Source organism: Caenimonas aquaedulcis, from assembly GCF_015831345.1.
GTDB lineage: Bacteria > Pseudomonadota > Gammaproteobacteria > Burkholderiales > Burkholderiaceae_C > Ramlibacter > Ramlibacter aquaedulcis.
On record NZ_JADWYS010000001.1, the window covers coordinates 2,911,274 to 2,928,645 of the forward strand.

Here is a 17,372-nt window from a genome sequence, read left to right on the forward strand (position 1 = left end):
GGAGAACTCAGTGGCATTCAAGACGACCCAACAAATGATTCTGGCGGCCATGGCCCTGTCGGGCACCGGCGCATTCGCCCAGGCCGCGGCTCCCGCTGCCCCGGAGCCGGACTACACGCTCTCCTATAACGTGGGCGCCGTCACCGACTACCGCTACCGCGGCATTTCGCAGTCGCGCCTGAAGCCTGCCATCCAGGGCGGCATCGACTTCTCCCACAAGAGCGGCTTCTACCTGGGCACCTGGCTGTCCAGCATCAAGTGGATCAAGGATGCCGGCGGCGACGCATCGGTCGAATGGGACATCTATGGCGGCTACAAGGGCACCGCGGGCCCGATCGGCTACGACGTCGGCGTGCTGCGCTACCAGTACCCGAGCGCCAACCTGGCCGTGAGCCCGAACACCACCGAGGTCTACATCGCCGGCACCTACGGTCCGGCGACCCTCAAGTACTCGCACTCGCTGACCGACACCTTCGGGTTCTTCGACAGCAAGGGCAGCTACTACATCGACGGCAGCGCAACGTTCGACCTGGGCAGCGGCTGGTCCGTCGTGCCGCACGTGGGCTACCAGAAGATCAAGAACACGTCCGCCGCCTCGTACACGGACTACTCCATCACCCTCGGCAAGGACTTCGGCAACGGCATCTCCGCCACCGCCGCGGTCGTCGCGACGGATGCCGACGACACGATGTACTTCACCCCGTCGGGCAAGTTCACCGGACGCACGGGCCTCGTGCTCGGCGTCAAGTACAGCTTCTGAAGCCGCCCTCCAAGGAGCAGACATGAAACTCGTCACGGCAATCATCAAACCGTTCAAGCTGGATGAGGTGCGTGAAGCCCTCTCCGGCATCGGCGTGCAGGGCATCACGGTGACCGAGGTCAAGGGCTTCGGCCGCCAGAAGGGCCACACCGAGCTGTACCGCGGCGCGGAATACGTCGTGGACTTCCTGCCGAAGGTCAAGATCGAGGCGGCAGTGGCCGACGACCTGGTCGACCGCGTCATCGAAGCCGTGGAAGCGGCGGCCCGCACCGGCAAGATCGGCGACGGGAAGATCTTCGTCTACAACCTCGAGCAGGTTGTCCGCATCCGCACCGGCGAGACCGGCAAGGAAGCCCTCTAGGCCCACCACCCCACGAAAAGAGACAAACATGAGAAAGCTTCTCGCTTCCCTGGGCCTCGCCCTGGGCCTGCTGGCAGGCGGCGCCGCGCTCGCGCAGGCGCCCGCGGCCAGCGCGCCCGAACCCGCGGCCACCACGGCCTCCGCCGCTGCGGCACCCGCCGCGGCAGCAGCCGCCTCGGCGCCCGCCGCCGCAGCGGCACCCGCAGCCGCGGCATCCGCTCCCCCCGCCGCCGTCCCCAACAAGGGCGACGTCTCCTGGATGATCGTGGCGACCTTGCTGGTCATCATGATGTCGATCCCGGGCCTGGCCCTCTTCTACGGCGGCCTCGTGCGCAGCAAGAACATGCTGTCGGTGCTGATGCAGGTGTTCGTCACCTTCTCGCTGATCGTCGTGCTGTGGTGCATCTACGGCTACAGCCTCGCGTTCACGGAGGGCAACAGCTTCATCGGCGGCTTCGACCGCCTCTTCATGAAGGGCCTGTTCGATCCCGCCAAGGGCGAGTTCGCGATGGGGGCCACCTTCAGCAAGGGCGTCGTCATCCCCGAGCTGCTGTTCATGGCGTTCCAGGCCACGTTCGCGGCCATCACCTGCTGCCTGATCATCGGCGCCTTCGCCGAGCGCATCAAGTTCTCGGCGATGCTGCTGTTCATGGTCCTGTGGTTCACCTTCAGCTATGCGCCGATCGCGCACATGGTCTGGTTCTGGATGGGCCCGGACGCCTACACCGCCAAGGACGTGGTGGACGGCCTGAACGCCAAAGCCGGCCTGATCTGGCAATGGGGCGCGCTGGACTTCGCGGGCGGCACCGTGGTGCACATCAACGCGGCCGTCGCCGGTCTCGTGGGTGCCTACGTCATCGGCAAACGGACGGGCTACGGCAAGGAATCCATGGCCCCGCACAGCCTGACGCTCACGATGGTCGGCGCTTCGCTGCTGTGGGTGGGCTGGTTCGGCTTCAACGCGGGCTCCGCGCTCGAAGCCGGCAATACCGCCGTCCTCGCCTTCATGAACACCTTCTCCGCCACGGCCGCCGCCGTGCTGGCGTGGTGCGCCGGTGAGGCGCTGTCCAAGGGCAAGGCTTCGATGCTGGGTGCCGCGTCCGGCGCCGTCGCCGGCCTCGTGGCGATCACCCCGGCCTGCGGCAACGTCGGCCTGATGGGCGCGATCGTCATCGGCTTCATCGCCGGCTTCGCCTGCCTCTGGGGCGTCAATGGCCTCAAGCGCATGCTCGGCGCCGACGACTCGCTGGACGTGTTCGGCGTCCACGGTGTCGGCGGCATCGTCGGCGCGCTGCTGACGGGCGTGTTCAACAACCAGGCGCTGGGCGGCCCCGGCCTGGTGGGCGACTGGGTCACGGCTGCCGTGTCCTCCGTCCCGGTGATGGACCAGGTGTGGATCCAGTTCAAGGCCGTCATGGTCACGATCGTGTGGTCCGGCGTGGTCTCCTTCGTCGCCTACAAGATCGTCGACCTGGTGATCGGCTTGCGCGTGACGGAAGAGGAAGAGCGCGAAGGCCTCGACATCTCGTCCCACGGCGAAACCGCCTACAACCGCTAAGAAAAGCAAAGAGTCTCCTTTGGATGTTGGCCCGCCCGAGCTTCGGCTCCGGCGGGCCCTTTTTATGGGTGATCGCGGCACAATGGCCGGATGATTTCACTCGAAGCCGGCGCCCTGCGCTGCGAGATCGAACCGCGGCTGGGCGGCTGCATCTGCGGCCTGTGGCTGGATGGCGAGCCCGTGCTGCGCTCCACGCCCGCGTCGCAGCTGAGCTCGGCGCGCGCGGCCGGCAGCTATCCGCTGGTCCCGTTTTCCAACCGCGTCGGCGGAGCGACCTTGCAATGGGAAGGCACGCAGCACCCGCTCGTGCGCAACAACGGCGAGGAGCCGCATGCCATCCATGGCGTGGGCTGGCAGCGCCCCTGGGAAATCCTCGAAAGCGACGCGACCTTCGCGATGCTCGCCTACGAACACCGCGCCGACGCCTCCTGGCCCTTCGCCTTCGACAGCTCGCAGACCTTCAAGCTCGGCGACGGCGTGCTCGATCTCACCTTGTCCGTCACCAACCAGTCGGGCCGTCCCGCGCCCGCGGGGCTCGGCTGGCATCCCTTCTTCACGAAGCGGACACGCAGCCACATCGCGTTCCAGGCCACCGGCCGCTGGGACATGGGCGAGGACAAGCTGCCCACGCAGCGCCGCGCGTCGAAGGGGCTGGACACCGACTGCGCATTCCTCGACGTCGACCACTGCTTCGACGGCTGGAGCGGCCCGGTGGTCCTGCGCGACGAAGCGATGGAAGTGCGCATCGAGTCCACGCTGAGCCGGCTGGTCGTCTTCACGAACGACACGCGCGACTTCGTGGCGGTCGAGCCGGTGAGCCACGTCAACAACGCCATGAACCTCGTGCATGAGGGCGTGCCTGCCGAAAGCCTCGGCCTCTCGATCCTCGAGCCGGGCGAATCGCTGAGCGCGCGCATGTCCATCTCCGCGCGGCGGCTGCGTTGATGCAGTGGCGGGCCGTGGTCGCGCAGCGCGACGCATTGGGCGAATCCCCGTTCTGGCATCCGCACGAGCAGATGCTCTACTGGATCGACATCCCGGGCCGCGCGTTGCGGCGCGCGGATGCCGCCGGCGGCGCGGCCGACAGCTGGACGATGCCCGAAGAGCCGGGCTGCATCGCGCCCATCGAAGGCGGCGGGATCATGATCGCGATGCGCGGCGGCATCTACCGCTCGGCCGGCTGGGGCGGCGCATTGGAGCGGATCGCACGCACGGACGACGATCCGCGCACGACGCGCTTCAACGACGGCAAGGCGGACCCTGCCGGTCGCTTCTGGGCCGGCACCATTTACGAGCCGCGCGACCGGCGCCTGGCGAAGCTCTACAGCCTGGACCTGCGCGGCGGCCGGCCGCCCGCCGTCGAAGTCAAGGCCGGCGACGCGATCACCGCGAACGGCCTCGCCTGGTCGCCCGATGCGCGGACGATGTACTGGGCCGACACGCCGGGCCACGTCGTGCACGCCTTTCCGTGGGACGTCGCGGCCAACGTCCTGGGCGAGCCGCGCGTGCTGCGGCAATTCGGCGGCAAGCCCCCCGGGTGGAAGCCCGGCGATGCCGGCTATGGCGGGCGGCCGGACGGCGCGGCCGTCGATGCGCAGGGCAACTACTGGTGCGCGATGTTCGAAGGCGCGCGTGTGCTCCAGCTCTCGCCCGGTGGCGAGTTGCTCGGGGAATATCCCGTGCCGGTGCGCTGCCCCACCATGCCCTGCTTCGGCGGGCCGGACTTGCGCACGCTCTTCGTGACGAGCGCGAGCCACGGCCGGCCCGCGCAGGAGCTTCGCGAGTTCCCCTTGTCCGGCCGTGTGATCGCGGCGCAAGTCGCGGTGCCCGGGCTTCCGGTGAATTTCGTCAGGCCCTGAGTTCAAAAAGATCACGCGGGCCGGTCCGGCCCCCCGCTTACCATCTGCGCATGGAGCCCTCCCCCCGCCTGTTCATCGAACGCATCCGCGCGGCGGCCGCCGGCGGGTCGCCGCTGCGCATCCGCGGCGGCGGCAGCAAGGACTTCTACGGCCAGCCCTCCGCGGGCGAATGGCTGGACACGCGGGAATTCGCGGGCGTGGTGAGCTACGAGCCCAGCGAACTGGTGGTCACGGCGCGCGCGGGGACGCCCCTGGCTGAACTCGAAGCCCTGCTCGCAGGCAGCGGGCAATGCCTGCCTTTCGAACCGCCGCACTTCGGGGGCGGCGCGACCGTGGGCGGGATGGTGGCGGCGGGCCTGAGCGGCCCGGCGCGTGCCAGCGCCGGGCCGGTGCGCGACTACGTGCTGGGCCTCACGATGATCAACGGGCGCGGCGAGGCGCTCACCTTCGGCGGCCAGGTGATGAAGAACGTGGCGGGCTACGACGTGTCGCGCCTCATGGTCGGCGCGCTGGGCACGCTGGGGCTGATCACGGAGGTGAGCCTCAAGGTGCTGCCGGTTCCTGTCGCCGAGGCCACGCTCGAATTCGAGGTGACGCAGGCGGAAGCGCTGCGGCGGCTCAACGCCTGGGGCGGGCAGCCCCTGCCGCTCAATGCCAGCTGCTGGGTCGAGGACGCCGGTGTGGGAACCTTGTATCTGCGCCTGCGCGGTGCCGCGGCGGCCGTGGAATCCGCCTGCAGGACGATGGGCGGGGAGCGGGCCGACAATGCCACGGTCGCACCCGACTGGACGCTCTGCCGCGACCAGCGCCTGCCCTGGTTCGAGGAACGCGGTGAGCGCGACCTGTGGCGCCTTTCGGTGCCGCAGACGGCGCCGGCGCTCGACCTGCCGGAGCCGCCGTTGATCGAATGGCACGGCGGCGAGCGCTGGGTGCGCGCGGGCGCGAGCGATGCGCAGCGCCTGCGGGACGCCGCCGCCGCCGCGGGCGGCCACGCCACGCTCTTCCGGGCAGGCAGCAGCCCGGCGGGCACGCCGCGTTTCGCCGCGCTGCCGTCGCCGCTCGACCGCATTCACCGCGAATTGAAACGCCAGTTCGACCCCGCGGGCATCTTCAATCCCGGCCGCCTGATCCCGGAGTCCTGAGCGCGATGCAAACCCACCTGGCCGACGAATACAAGGACACGCCCGAGGGACGCGAGGCCGAAGCGATCCTGCGCAAGTGCGTGCACTGCGGCTTCTGCACCGCCACCTGCCCGACCTACCAGGTGCTGGGCGACGAGCTCGACGGCCCGCGCGGCCGGATCTACCTGATCAAGCAGGTGCTGGAGGGCGAAGCCCCGACGCGCAGCACGCAGCTGCACCTGGACCGGTGCCTCACCTGCCGCAACTGCGAGACGACCTGCCCGAGCGGCGTGGAGTACGGGCACCTGGTGGACATCGGGCGCCGCATCGTCGAGGCGAAGGTGCCGCGCGGCGCGGGCTCGCGCGCCATTCGCAGCGCGCTCGGCGAAGGCCTCAGCTCGCCACTCTTCTCGCCCGCCATGAAGCTCGGCCAGGCGGTACGCGGCCTGCTGCCGCAGTCGCTGCGCGCCAAGGTGCCGCCGCGGCAGCAGGCGGGTCGCCGTCCCGTGCGCGAGCACCCGCGAAAGATGCTGATGCTCGAAGGCTGCGTCCAGCCCGCGATGATGCCCAACATCAACAACGCCACGGCGCGCGTGCTGGATGCGGCTGGCATCCAGGTCGTCGGGGCGGCCGGCGCGGGCTGCTGCGGCGCGGTGAAGTTCCACCTGAACGACCAGGACGGCGGCAAGGCGCAGATGCGGGCCAACATCGACGCGTGGTGGCCGCACGTGGCGAGCGGGCAGGTCGAGGCGCTCGTGATGAACGCGTCGGGCTGCGGCGTCACGGTGAAGGAATACGGCCATCACCTGAAGGATGACCCCGCCTACGCGCAGAAGGCGCAGCGCATCAGCGAGCTCACGCGCGACCTGAGCGAGCTGCTGCCCGACATTGCTGCCGCCCTGCAGGGCCGGGTGCGCGCGGCGGACGGCACCCTGGCCTTCCATCCGCCCTGCACGCTGCAGCACGGGCAGCAGCTTCGCGGCGGTGTCGAGCAGCACCTGCGGGCGCTGGGCTTCGACATCCGCGTCGCGACGAACGAGTCGCACCTGTGCTGCGGATCCGCGGGCACCTATTCCGTGCTGCACCCGGACATCGCCGGGCAGCTGCGCGACCGCAAGCTGGGGCACCTGGGCGAGCTGCAGCCGGCGGCGATCGTGTCGGCCAACATCGGCTGCATCACGCACCTTCAGGGCGGCACGGCAACGCCGGTGCGGCATTGGGTGGAAGTCCTGGACGAAGCCCTGCCGCCCTCCTGACAGGACCTTGTCAGGAGGCTCCCGGCAAAGTAACGTCCCTCCATGCGACGCGCCGACCGCCTCTTCCACATCATCCAGCTGATCCGCGGCCGGCGCCTGACCACGGCCGCCTACCTCGCCGGGCGGCTGGAAGTCTCCGAACGCACGATCTACCGCGACATCGCGGACCTGCAGCTGCAGGGCGTGCCGATCGAAGGCGAAGCAGGCGTCGGCTACCGGCTCGGCGCGGGTTTCGACCTGCCGCCCATGATGTTCACGCAGGACGAGGCGAAGGCGCTCGTCGCCTCGGTGCGCATGGCGCAGGTCTGGCTGGACCCGGCGATGTCGCAGGGCGCGCAGGATGCGCTGGGCAAGATTTTGTCGGTGCTGCCTCCCGACGCGCGGGTGGCCGCCGAAGCCCTGGCCGTGTACGCGCCGCCGGGCGGGTTGCCCGCCGCCACGCAGCGCGCGCTGCAGACCCTGCGCGAGGCCGTGCACGAGCGGCGCAAGGTCTTCATCAATTACCGCGACCTTGCCGACCGCTCCAGCGAACGCACGTTGCGGCCGCTGGGTTGTTTCTATTGGGGCAAGGTGTGGACGCTGGCCGCGTGGTGCGAGCAGCGCAACGATTTCCGCAGCTTCCGGGTGGACCGCGTGACCTACGTGCGGCGGCTGGACGAGCAGTTCCGCGATGAACCGGGGCGCACCCTGGCGGACCTCGCGCGGCTCAACGAAGCGAACGCCCGCGAGCAGGGCTGGGCCAACTAGCGGGCCTCAGGCCGCGAGCAGGGCTTCGATGTCCTTCGCGAGCGAGGCCGGCGCATCGGCCGGGGCATAGCGCTTGATCACGTGGCCACCCTTGCCGACCAGGAACTTCGTGAAGTTCCATTTGACGGACGTGCTGCCGAGCAGGCCGGGGGCTTCCTTCGTGATCCACTGCCACAGGGGGTCCGCCGAGGCGCCGTTCACGTCCACCTTCGCCATCATCGGGAAGCTCACCCCGTAGTTGAGCTGGCAGAACTGCGCGATCTCCTCGTTGCTGCCCGGGTCCTGCGAGCCGAACTGGTTGCAGGGAAAGCCCAGCACCACCAGTCCCTTGCCGCCGTAGGCCTTGTGCAATTCCTCGAGCCCGCCGAACTGCGGCGTGTAGCCGCAGGCGCTCGCGGTGTTGACGATCAGCATGGCCTTGCCCTTGTACCGGGAAAGCGGAACGGTCTTGCCGTCCATGCCGCGCGCTTCGAAGTCGTAGATCGTGCTCATGGCGCTATTTTGCGCCCGCCCAGGCCGACCACACCGCCGCCGCGAGAATCAGCGCGCCGCCGGCCAGCGTGCGCATGCTGAGCTCTGCAGCGCCGAGCGCGACCGAGGACAGGCTCGCGAACACCACTTCGGACAGCATGATGAGCGCCGCCGCATGCGCGTCGATGCGCGACGCGCCGTATTGCAGCGCGACATTGCTCACCAGGAAGCCGAGGCTCAGGGCGAGGCCCACTCCCGCCCAGGCCATGTCCGGTGCGGGAGGCGCGGGAACGATGCCCGATGCCATGCCGAGCAGGCCCGCGGCGGACGCCAGCACCGCGCCGCCCCCGAACATCGCCAGGATGCGGGTTTCGGGGTGCGAGCCGCCCAGCTTGCGCAGCAGGATGTTGGTGAGCGCGAAGCTGAAGCTGCCCGCGAGCGACAGCCAGTCCGCGGCGCTCTCGGGCACCGGCCAGCGCGCGCCATCGGTCTTGAGCACGATCACCACGCCCGCGAGCGCGATGGCCAGGCGCAGCAGCGAAGCGGCCGTCGGCCGCTCGCCCAGGATCGGCCAGGCGAGGATCACCGTCCAGGCCGGCATCAGGTAGAACAGCAGGACCACCCGGACCACGTCGCCCACGGTGACGGCCCAGTTGAAGCCGACGTTGGTCAGGCCGGCGGCCGCCATGAGCAACCACAACACGGGCTGCCCGGCAAAGCCGCGCCACGCGCGCGGGCGCACGATCAGCAGCAGGGCGATGGAGACGAAATAGATGAACGCGGTGGCCCACAGCGGGTGCAGGCCGTGCCCCTGGAGCTGGCGGAACGGCCACCACGAAATGCCCCACACGAAGGCATTGACCACGAGGGCCAGCGAGGGCAGCAGCACGGACGCCGCGGGCGCCGCGCCGCGATCACTTGGCCCCATGCGCCGTATCGTGCCGGGCGATTTCCAGCAGGTGTTCGACTTCCTCGCGGAACTCGATGCAGTTCTTGCGGTGCCAGCGGTTGATGACCCACATCACTCCCGCGACGATGAGCCCGAAGCCGGTGATCGCACTGAAGGCCGACAGCCCCATGCCCGCGGACAGGCTGTAGAACGCCCCGAGGCCGAGAATGCAGGCCTGCTCGTTGAAGTTCTGCACGGCGATCGAGCGGCCGGCGCCCATGAGGTTGTGGCCGCGGTGCTGCAGCAGGGCGTTCATCGGCACGACCATGAAGCCCGCGATCGCGCCGAGCATGATGAGGAAGGGCGCGGCAACCCACACGTTGCCGATGAAGTTCATCATGATGACGAGCACACCCATGACGATGCCCAGTGGCATGACGCTCGTGGCCATGTCCAGCCGCATGCGCATCGACGCCACGGCGGCGCCGACGGCGGTGCCGAGCGCGACCACGCCCGACAACGAAGAGGCCTGCGTGGTGCTGTAGCTGAGGGCGGCGGCGCTCCACGCGAGGATGATGTAGCGCAGGTTGCCGCTCACGCCCCAGATCAGCGTGGTGGTGGCGAGCGAAATCTGGCCGAGCTTGTCGCGCCACAGCCGCGAATTGCAGGTCCAGAAGTCCGGCACCAGCTCCAGCAGGTTGGAAGGCATCTTGCGCATCTCGACGCCGGTGTGCGGGATTCGCGTGTTGAACCAGGCGGCCAGCGCGTAGATGAAGATCAGCAGCAGGATGGCGGCCTCGGGCGGCGTGTCGATGCCGGTGTCGATCATCGGGAAATCGAACGACAGCAGGCGGCTCGCCACCATGTGCCCGACGAGCTGGCCTCCCAGCAGGATGCCCAGGATGATCGAGGCGATGGTGAGGCCCTCGATCCAGCCGTTGGCCTTGACCAGCTGCGAGGCCGGCAGCAGCTCGGTGAGGATGCCGTACTTCGCGGGGGAATAGGCCGCGGCGCCCAGCCCGACGACCGCATAAGCCATGAGCGGGTGCGTGCCGAACAGCATCAGCAGGCAGCCCACCACCTTGATGGCATTGCTCACGAACATCACCTGTCCCTTGGGACGCGCGTCCGCGAATGCACCGACGAAGGGCGCGAGGACGACGTAGAACAGTGCGAACATGGGAACCAGCGCGGCCCGCTGCCATTCCGCGGCGCCACTGGACTTCAGGAGTTCCACGGCTGCCACGAACAATGCGTTGTCGGCCAGCGACGAGAAGAACTGGGCCGACATGATCGTGTAAAAACCGCGCTTCATTGGCTGGTTCGTGTGGCGCATCAGCAGGGCTGATGGGCATCAATTTTTAAAGCTGTCTCCAAACGACAGAGGGTTATATCACGCGGGGTAATGACAGAATCCAGCCATGCCACGCCCCATCCAGGCCACCATCCATACCGAAGCGCTGCGGCACAACCTCGCTCGCGTGCGCCAGGCCGCGCCCGACGCGAAGGTCTGGGGCGTCGTGAAGGCCAATGCCTACGGCCACGGGATCGAGCGTGTGTGGGAGGGCCTGCGTGGCGCCGACGGCTTCGCGCTGCTCGACCTCGCCGAAGCCGAGCGCGTGCGCGCCCTCGGCTGGCGCGGCCCCATCCTGCTGCTCGAGGGCGTTTTCGAGGCGCGGGACCTCGAGCTCTGCTCCCGCCTGAACCTCTGGCACACGGTGCATTGCGACGAGCAGATCGACATGCTGGCGATGCACAAGACGCACCAGCCGCACCGCGTCTTCCTCAAGATGAATTCCGGCATGAACCGCCTGGGCTTCGCGCCACAGCGCTGTCGCGCCGCGTGGACGCGGCTGGATGCCCTGCCGCAGGTCGACGAAATCTCGCTGATGACGCACTTCAGCGATGCCGACGGCGCGAGGGGCATCGCGCACCAGCTGGCGGTGTTCGACGAGATCACGCGGGACCTGCCGGGCGAGCGCACGCTGTCCAACAGCGCGGCCAGCCTGCGATTCGGGGCGGATGCCGCGGTGCGCGCGGACTGGATACGGCCGGGCATCGCGGTGTACGGCAGCTCGCCGGATTTTCCCGGCCACGATGTCGCGCACTGGGGATTGCAGCCCGCGATGACGCTTGCCACCCGCATCATCGGCGTGCAGCACCTCGCGCCCGGCGACACCGTGGGTTACGGCTCGAACTTCACTGCGGATGCGCCGATGCGCATCGGTGTCATCGCGTGCGGCTACGCCGATGGCTATCCACGCCACTGCAACACCGGCACGCCGGTCCTGGTGGACGGCGAGCGCGCACGCATCGTGGGCCGCGTGAGCATGGACATGATCACCGTGGACATCACCGGCCTGCCGCATGCGGGCATGGGCAGCGAGGTGACGCTGTGGGGGCGCGCGTCGAACGGCGCGGTGCTGTCGATCGACGAGCCGGCGAGGGCCGGTGGCACCGTGGGGTACGAGTTGATGTGCGGGCTGGCGCCGCGGGTGCCGGTGCACATCGCCTAGGTGACAAAACCCGGCGGCGCTCGCTATGTCCGCTTGCGCAACCCCAAGGTCATCACCGCCCCCACCACGATCAACGCCCCGACCACCTGGACGGGCGCGATCGACTGGCCCAGCACCAGCCACGCCAGCACCAGCGCGAACACCGGCTCCACATTCATGATCGCCGAATTGCCGACGACGCCCAGGCGCGGGAGCACGGTGAACATGATCGTGAACGCGGTGCCGTAAAGGAAGGTGAGCGCGGCGAGCCCGCCCCAGCCCGCCGGCGCATCGGGCAGGTGGAAGCCGCCTTGCAGCGTCACCGTCGCCAGCGCGACGAGTCCCGCCATGACCATCGTCGTCGCGGTGCGCACGCGGCCGTCCACGTCGCCCGCTTCGTGCTGCGTGACGACCAGTGCAAGGCCGAAAGTCCCCGCAGCCGCGAGCGCGAAAGCCACGCCCGCGCCGATGCGCGCCCACTGGCCCGCGGCCCCAAGCCCGGAGGCCGCGCCGAAGACGTCGAGCGCGAGCGCAAGGCCCAGCAGGATGATGGGCATCGCCACGAGCATCGCTCGCTCGGGGCGCTGCTTGTAGAGGAGGCGCGACCACAGCGCCGTCCAGATGGGATAGGTGTTGAAGGCCAGCAGCGCCAACGCCACCGGCAAACGTGCGACAGCGGAATACAGGCACAGGCTCTGCACGCCGATCAGCAGGCCGATGGCAGGCAGCATGCGCTTGTGCCGCGCGGTGAATGCCACGCGCACGCCCTGCATCGCGAGCAGGCCGACGATCACGAGCGCCGTGACGCTGCTGCGGAACACCACCGCCGTCGCCACGTCGACGCCGTGATTGAAGGCGACGCGTGCAGCCACATGGTTGGCGCCCATCATGAGCGCGATGAGCAGCAGCGTCGCGAAGGCCGTACCGCTGATGGCCTTGGCGGGCGCGTTCATGCGGCTCGAGCCTGGCGCACCGCGGCCGCGAGTGCCTGCAGCACGTCCACCGTACTGTCCCAGCCGATGCACCCGTCCGTGACGCTCTGGCCGTAGGTCAAGCCTGCGCGGCCGGCGGTGATGTCCTGCCGCCCTTCGACCAGGTGGCTCTCCAGCAGCACGCCCGCAATGGTGCGCGAGCCCGCGGCGAGCTGCCGCGCCACGTCACGGGCGACTTCGGGCTGGCGACGGTAGTCCTTCGAGCTGTTGCCGTGGCTGCAGTCGACCAGCAGCCGGGGCGTGAGGCCGGAGTCGGCGAGCGCCTTCGCAGCGGACGCCACGCTCGCCTCGTCGTAGTTCGGCCCGCCGTTCGCGCCGCGCAGCACGAGGTGCGCATCCGGGTTGCCCGTCGTGGTGACGACGATGGCGCGGCCCTCCAGCGAAATGCTGGGGAAGATGTGCGATTGCGCCGCGACGTGGATCGCATCGATCGCGACGGACACGCTGCCGTTGGTCGCGTTCTTGAACCCCAGCGGCGCGGACAACGCGGACGCCATCTGGCGATGCAACGGGCTTTCCACCGTGCGCGCACCGATCGCGCCCCAGCTGAGCAACTCGGCGTAGTACTGCGGTGTGACGAGGTCCAGGATCTCCGACGCCGCGGGCACGCCGAGCCGGGCGCATTCGAGCAGGATGCGGCGCGCCGTGCGCAGCCCTTCGCCGATGTCGCCTTCGCCATCCAGGGTCGGGTCGTAGATGAGTCCCTTCCAGCCCATGCGCGTACGGGGTTTTTCGAAGTAGACGCGCATCACGGGGAAGAGCGCATCACCGAGCTGCGCGCCGAGGGTCTTCAAGCGCCGCGCGTACTCGATCGCCGATGCCGGTTCATGGATGGAACAGGGCCCGACCACGACGAGCAGGCGCGGATCCTCGCCGCGCAGGATGCGGCGAACGGTCTCGCGCGCTTTCGCGATGTGCACCGCCTGCGTGTCCGAGCAGGGCAATTCCTCCAGCAGTTCACGCGGGGTCGGCAGCGCGGTCTCGCGCGCGATGTGCTGGTCCGCAATGTGGCGGTCGGGTCCGGGATGGGTCATGCGGACTCGTCAGTACAAGCCGTGCACTCTGGCGTGCAGCCGGCTGAGTCCGAGCAAGGCATCGGTGCAGGGAGTCGCCACTCCCGTCAGCTCCCCGAGCTCCTTCACCACCGTCACCAGCGCATCCAGCTCGACCGGCTTGCGCGCTTCCACGTCCTGGAGCATCGAGGTCTTGAAGGCGCCGAGCTTGCGCGTGACGGCGTGCCTGTCCTCGGGGTCCTGGTCGATCGGGATGCCGATGCGCGCGCCGATCTCCTTCGCTTCCAGCATCACCTTGCCGATGAAGGCGCGCACGAGCTCGTCATCGAGCACGAGGTCTGTCGTGGCGCCGGTCATGGCGCTGATCGGGTTCATCGTCATGTTGCCCCAGAGCTTGAACCATGCGTCCTTCTGGATCTGCTCGGCGATCACGCACTCGAAGCCGGAGCGTTCGAGCAGGGCCGCCAGCTCGCGCACGCGCCCCGTCTTTTCCCCGTAGGGCTCGCCGATGATCAGCTTGTTGCCGAAATGCTGTCGCACCTGCCCCGGGCCGTCGAGCGAGCAGCTCGCGTGCACCACGCAGCCGACGATGTGCTTCGCAGGGATGTGCCCGGCGATGCTTCCATCCGCGTCGACCGACTTCAAGCGCGTGCCCGCGTACCGGCCGCCGAAGCCCTCAAGGAACCACCATGGCACCCCGTTCATCGCGGTGAGGACGATGGTGTGCGGCCCGATCAACGGCCCGATCGCGCGCGCGACATCGGTCATCGCCGGCGCCTTCACCGCGACGACGACGAGGTCCTGCACGCCGAGCTCGGCCGGGCTGCTGCTCGCACGAACCTGGGCGTGATCCGTCTTGCCGCCGGCCGCCTGCGTCAGCGACAGGCCATCCTGGCGAATGGCAGCCAGCGTCGCGCCGCGCGCGACCACGCTCACGTCGCAGCCCGCCTTCGCGAGCCGCAGTCCGATCCATCCGCCGATCGCGCCGGCGCCGTAGATGCAGGTCTTCATCGCATCAATTCCTGTAGGAGGCGTCGATCCTGTCGACGCGGCGCACGAGCGCATCGAACACGTCCTGGCCCGCGCCGAACTTCTGGTCCCACTGGAAGGAATCTTCCACCGTCTTCGCGGCCACCGCCTCCGGGACGGGGATTGCGGGTCCGAGCGCCGCTTGCGCGGCTTGCACTTCGCAGGCGCGCTGCAGCGTCCACAGCCGCACGAAAGCCAGGGGCAGCGTGCGGCCCCAGGTGAGCAGGCCGTGGTTGCGCAGGATGACCGCCGGCTTGTCGCCGATGTTCTTGAGCAGGCGCGGCGCTTCGTCGGCGTGGATCGTGATGCCTTCGAAGTCGTGGTACGCCACGAGGCCGTGCAGTTGCGCGGAATAGAAGTTGTTCTGCGCGAGCCCGCCTTGCGTGCAAGCCACCGCGAGCCCGGCGGTCGTGTGGGTGTGCATCACGCAGTGCGCATCGCCAATGTTCTCGTGGATCGCTGAATGCACGGTGAAGCCCGCGGGATTCACCGGCCAGGGGTTGTCGTCGAGCTTGGTGCCCTTCAGGTCGATCTTCAGCAGGTTGCTCGCCGTCACCTCGCTGTAGTGCAGGCCGAAGGGGTTGATGAGGAACTGCTTTTCGCCGCCCGTCACGCTGTCGGGCAGCCGCACGGTGATGTGGTTGTAGATCATCTCGGTCCAGCCGAGCAGGTCGAAGACGCGGTAGCAGGCCGCGAGTTCCACGCGGGACTTCCATTCGTCCGGGTGCATGCCGCGCGCGGCGGGCTTGAGGATGGCGTTCATGGTCGGGCCTCCAGTCGATAGGTCATGCTCAATAGCTCTTGCTGGCGGGGACCGCGGCGGCGCCCGGCTTGAACTTCGCCACCAGCGCGGACGTGGCTTTCATCAGCAGGTTCGTGTCCAGCCCCACGGCGACGAACTCGCAGCCCAGGTCCAGGTATTCGCGAGCCAGGGTCTCGTCGGGCCACAAGATGCCTGCGGCCTTGCCGGCCTTGTGGATGCGCGCGATGGCGTCCTTGATCGCGGCCTGCACTTCCGGGTGCGCCTGGTTGCCCACATGGCCGAGCGCCGCCGACAGGTCCGCCGGTCCGATGAAGACCCCGTCGACGCCCTCCGTCGCGGCGATCGCGTCGAGGTTGGCCAGCGCCTCGCGCGTCTCGGCCTGCACGAGCAAGCAGACCTGCTCGTTCGCTTCCTTCGCGTAGGCCGGGATGCGGCCCCAGCGCGACGCGCGCGCGCCGCCCATGCCGCGGATGCCCTGCGGTGGGTAGCGGGTCGCGCGCACGAGGTCCGCCGCCTGCTGCGCCGTATCGACCATCGGCACCAGCAGGCTCTGCAGGCCCAGGTCGAGGTATTGCTTGATGAGCGTCGTGCCGATGTGGCCGTGGCCGACCGGAACGCGCGCGATCGCGTGGGATTGCGGATACGCGGCGATCACCTGCGCCTGCTGCAGGAGGGTGCGCAGGTCGTTGGGCGAATGCTCGCCGTCGAGCAGGAGCCAGTCGAAGCCGGCGCCGGCGCAGATCTCCGTGGTGTAGTGATCGGCCAGGCCGACCCACAGGCCGATCTGGGGGCGCTTCTCGCGCAGGGCTTGCTTGAAGGGATTGACGGGGTTGTGCACGGGGGTGCCTTAGATGAAGTTGAATTCGAAGCGGCCGAGCGGGCCGTAATCGGCGTCGAAGCGATCGCCGCGCTTGGCCCCGATGGGCCGGGTGAAGGAGCCCGCGAGCACGACTTCGCCGGCTTCCAGGCACTCGCCCCAGGGCGCGAGTTTCATCGCGAGCCAGGCGACGCCGATCGCCGGGTGGCCCTGCACGCCGGCAGCCAGGCCGGTTTCTTCCACCGCGCCGTTTTGCCGCAGGATCGCGCCGCACCAGGGCAGGTCGACCTCGCGCGGACCCACGCGCCGCCCGCCCAGCACGATGCCGGCGTTCGCGGCGTTGTCGCTGATCGTGTCCTGCACCTTGCGCATCGCACTCGTGTGGCGGTCGAACTGCTCGATGCGCGCGTCGATGATCTCGATGGCCGGCGTCACGTACTCGGTCGCGTCCAGCACGTCATCGACGGTGACGTTCGATCCTTCCAGCTTGCGCTTCAGGATGAAAGCGAGCTCCACTTCCACGCGCGGCGCGATGAAGCGATCGGCGGGAATGTCGCCGGGCTCGAAGAACATGTCGTCCAGCAGCGTGCCGTAGTCCGGCTCGTCGATGCGGCTCGCCTGCTGCATCGCGCGCGAAGTGAGGCCGATCTTGTGGCCGCGCACCGTGCGGCCGGCGGCGATCTTCTTCCTCACCCAGGCCCGCGACACGGCGTAGCCATCCTCGACGGTCATGCCGGGAAAGCGCTTGGAGAAATGCTCCACCTGCACGCGCGTCCGCTCGCTGCGGTCGAGTTCGTCGGCGAGTTCCGCCACGAGGCTGTCGGAAAACATGGCGTGGCTTCCTACTTCTGGAACAGGGGATGCAGGTTGCTGTGCTTGGCGTCGTACACCTGGCCGGGGCTCTCGTCGACCTGCAGCGTGATGCCCATCAGCTGCTGCTCGAACAACGTGGCGAACCGCGCCTTGACCGCGGCGGTCAACGCGTCGCCCGTCGCCTTCTTCGCGCTGTCGCTGCGCCCCGCCGCGATCCGCACGTTCACGTAGACGAACGCGTAATCGCGCTTCCCGTCCGCGACCGCATAGTGCGCCGCGGGGTACGCCATCACGCGCGTGCCGCCGGTGGGGTACAACAACGCACCACCCTCGTCCTTCTGCGTCACGATGACGTCCGCGAGATCGCGGCACAGCGCATCCATGTCGGCGTCGATGTTGGGTGTGTATTGGATGACGATGTGCGGCAT

General features: G+C 68.8%; 19 protein-coding genes. 9 read left to right on the plus strand and 10 right to left on the minus strand.

What is annotated here, in order from left to right:
- Positions 1–10 precede the first annotated feature (10 nt).
- The 8 genes from I5803_RS13975 to I5803_RS14010 all read left to right on the plus strand — a co-directional run bounded on the left by I5803_RS13975 (position 11) and on the right by I5803_RS14010 (position 7,662).
- Complete coding sequence (locus I5803_RS13975; RefSeq protein ID WP_354001662.1) at positions 11–760, plus strand: TorF family putative porin; 750 nt, start codon at positions 11–13, stop codon at positions 758–760.
- Between the two features lie 22 nt (positions 761–782).
- Complete coding sequence (gene glnK, locus I5803_RS13980) at positions 783–1,121, plus strand: P-II family nitrogen regulator (RefSeq protein ID WP_196986953.1); 339 nt, start codon at positions 783–785, stop codon at positions 1,119–1,121.
- A 28-nt stretch (positions 1,122–1,149) separates the two neighbouring features.
- Complete coding sequence (locus I5803_RS13985) at positions 1,150–2,679, plus strand: ammonium transporter (protein ID WP_196986954.1); 1,530 nt, start codon at positions 1,150–1,152, stop codon at positions 2,677–2,679.
- 90 nt (positions 2,680–2,769) lie between these two features.
- Positions 2,770–3,624: an aldose 1-epimerase gene (locus tag I5803_RS13990; RefSeq protein ID WP_196986955.1), complete on the plus strand. Its 855-nt coding sequence runs from the start codon at positions 2,770–2,772 to the stop codon at positions 3,622–3,624.
- Positions 3,624–4,538: an SMP-30/gluconolactonase/LRE family protein gene (locus I5803_RS13995; RefSeq protein WP_196986956.1), complete on the plus strand. Its 915-nt coding sequence runs from the start codon at positions 3,624–3,626 to the stop codon at positions 4,536–4,538. The genes I5803_RS13990 and I5803_RS13995 overlap by 1 nt, the downstream gene beginning before the upstream one ends.
- 50 nt (positions 4,539–4,588) lie before the next feature.
- Entirely contained in the window at positions 4,589–5,680 is a 1,092-nt protein-coding gene (gene glcE / locus I5803_RS14000) for a glycolate oxidase subunit GlcE (RefSeq protein ID WP_196986957.1), read from the plus strand.
- A 5-nt stretch (positions 5,681–5,685) separates the two neighbouring features.
- A complete protein-coding gene (glcF, locus tag I5803_RS14005) occupies positions 5,686–6,915 on the plus strand; it encodes a glycolate oxidase subunit GlcF (RefSeq protein WP_196986958.1) in 1,230 nt (409 codons plus the stop codon).
- A gap of 42 nt (positions 6,916–6,957) precedes the next feature.
- Positions 6,958–7,662 (plus strand): helix-turn-helix transcriptional regulator, encoded by a 705-nt coding sequence (locus tag I5803_RS14010; RefSeq protein WP_196986959.1) that lies wholly within the window; start codon positions 6,958–6,960, stop codon positions 7,660–7,662.
- A gap of 6 nt (positions 7,663–7,668) precedes the next feature.
- Here I5803_RS14010 and I5803_RS14015 read toward each other — a convergent pair whose 3' ends face one another.
- The 3 genes from I5803_RS14015 to lplT are packed head-to-tail and all read right to left on the minus strand — an operon-like array spanning position 7,669 to position 10,337.
- Positions 7,669–8,154, minus strand: a complete 486-nt coding sequence (locus I5803_RS14015) for a glutathione peroxidase (RefSeq protein ID WP_196986960.1) — start codon at positions 8,152–8,154, stop codon at positions 7,669–7,671.
- A 4-nt stretch (positions 8,155–8,158) separates the two neighbouring features.
- Positions 8,159–9,061 (minus strand): DMT family transporter, encoded by a 903-nt coding sequence (locus I5803_RS14020; protein ID WP_196986961.1) that lies wholly within the window; start codon positions 9,059–9,061, stop codon positions 8,159–8,161.
- A complete protein-coding gene (lplT, locus tag I5803_RS14025; protein WP_196986962.1) occupies positions 9,048–10,337 on the minus strand; it encodes a lysophospholipid transporter LplT in 1,290 nt (429 codons plus the stop codon). Before lplT ends, I5803_RS14020 begins: the two co-directional genes overlap by 14 nt.
- 106 nt (positions 10,338–10,443) lie before the next feature.
- Here lplT and alr point away from each other — a divergent pair, with 106 nt between their 5' ends.
- The gene (gene alr / locus I5803_RS14030) at positions 10,444–11,538 is read left to right on the plus strand and encodes an alanine racemase (RefSeq protein WP_196986963.1); all 1,095 of its coding nucleotides are present in this window, start codon (positions 10,444–10,446) and stop codon (positions 11,536–11,538) included.
- A 23-nt stretch (positions 11,539–11,561) separates the two neighbouring features.
- On the opposite strand, the gene I5803_RS14035 is transcribed toward alr, so the two are convergent.
- Genes I5803_RS14035 through I5803_RS14065 form a run of 7 tightly spaced genes read right to left on the minus strand, consistent with a single transcriptional unit; the run spans position 11,562 to position 17,372 of the window.
- On the minus strand, positions 11,562–12,470 hold the full coding sequence (locus I5803_RS14035; protein ID WP_196986964.1) for a DMT family transporter: 909 nt from the start codon (positions 12,468–12,470) through the stop codon (positions 11,562–11,564).
- A complete protein-coding gene (locus tag I5803_RS14040; protein WP_196986965.1) occupies positions 12,467–13,543 on the minus strand; it encodes a 3-deoxy-7-phosphoheptulonate synthase in 1,077 nt (358 codons plus the stop codon). Before I5803_RS14040 ends, I5803_RS14035 begins: the two co-directional genes overlap by 4 nt.
- 9 nt (positions 13,544–13,552) lie before the next feature.
- Entirely contained in the window at positions 13,553–14,533 is a 981-nt protein-coding gene (locus I5803_RS14045; protein ID WP_196986966.1) for a 2-dehydropantoate 2-reductase, read from the minus strand.
- Between the two features lie 4 nt (positions 14,534–14,537).
- Positions 14,538–15,314, minus strand: a complete 777-nt coding sequence (locus I5803_RS14050; RefSeq protein ID WP_196986967.1) for a class II aldolase/adducin family protein — start codon at positions 15,312–15,314, stop codon at positions 14,538–14,540.
- A gap of 28 nt (positions 15,315–15,342) precedes the next feature.
- Complete coding sequence (gene hpaI, locus I5803_RS14055; protein ID WP_196986968.1) at positions 15,343–16,152, minus strand: 4-hydroxy-2-oxoheptanedioate aldolase; 810 nt, start codon at positions 16,150–16,152, stop codon at positions 15,343–15,345.
- A 9-nt stretch (positions 16,153–16,161) separates the two neighbouring features.
- Complete coding sequence (gene hpaH / locus I5803_RS14060; protein ID WP_196986969.1) at positions 16,162–16,962, minus strand: 2-oxo-hept-4-ene-1,7-dioate hydratase; 801 nt, start codon at positions 16,960–16,962, stop codon at positions 16,162–16,164.
- An 11-nt stretch (positions 16,963–16,973) separates the two neighbouring features.
- Positions 16,974–17,372: a 5-carboxymethyl-2-hydroxymuconate isomerase gene (locus tag I5803_RS14065; protein ID WP_196986970.1), complete on the minus strand. Its 399-nt coding sequence runs from the start codon at positions 17,370–17,372 to the stop codon at positions 16,974–16,976.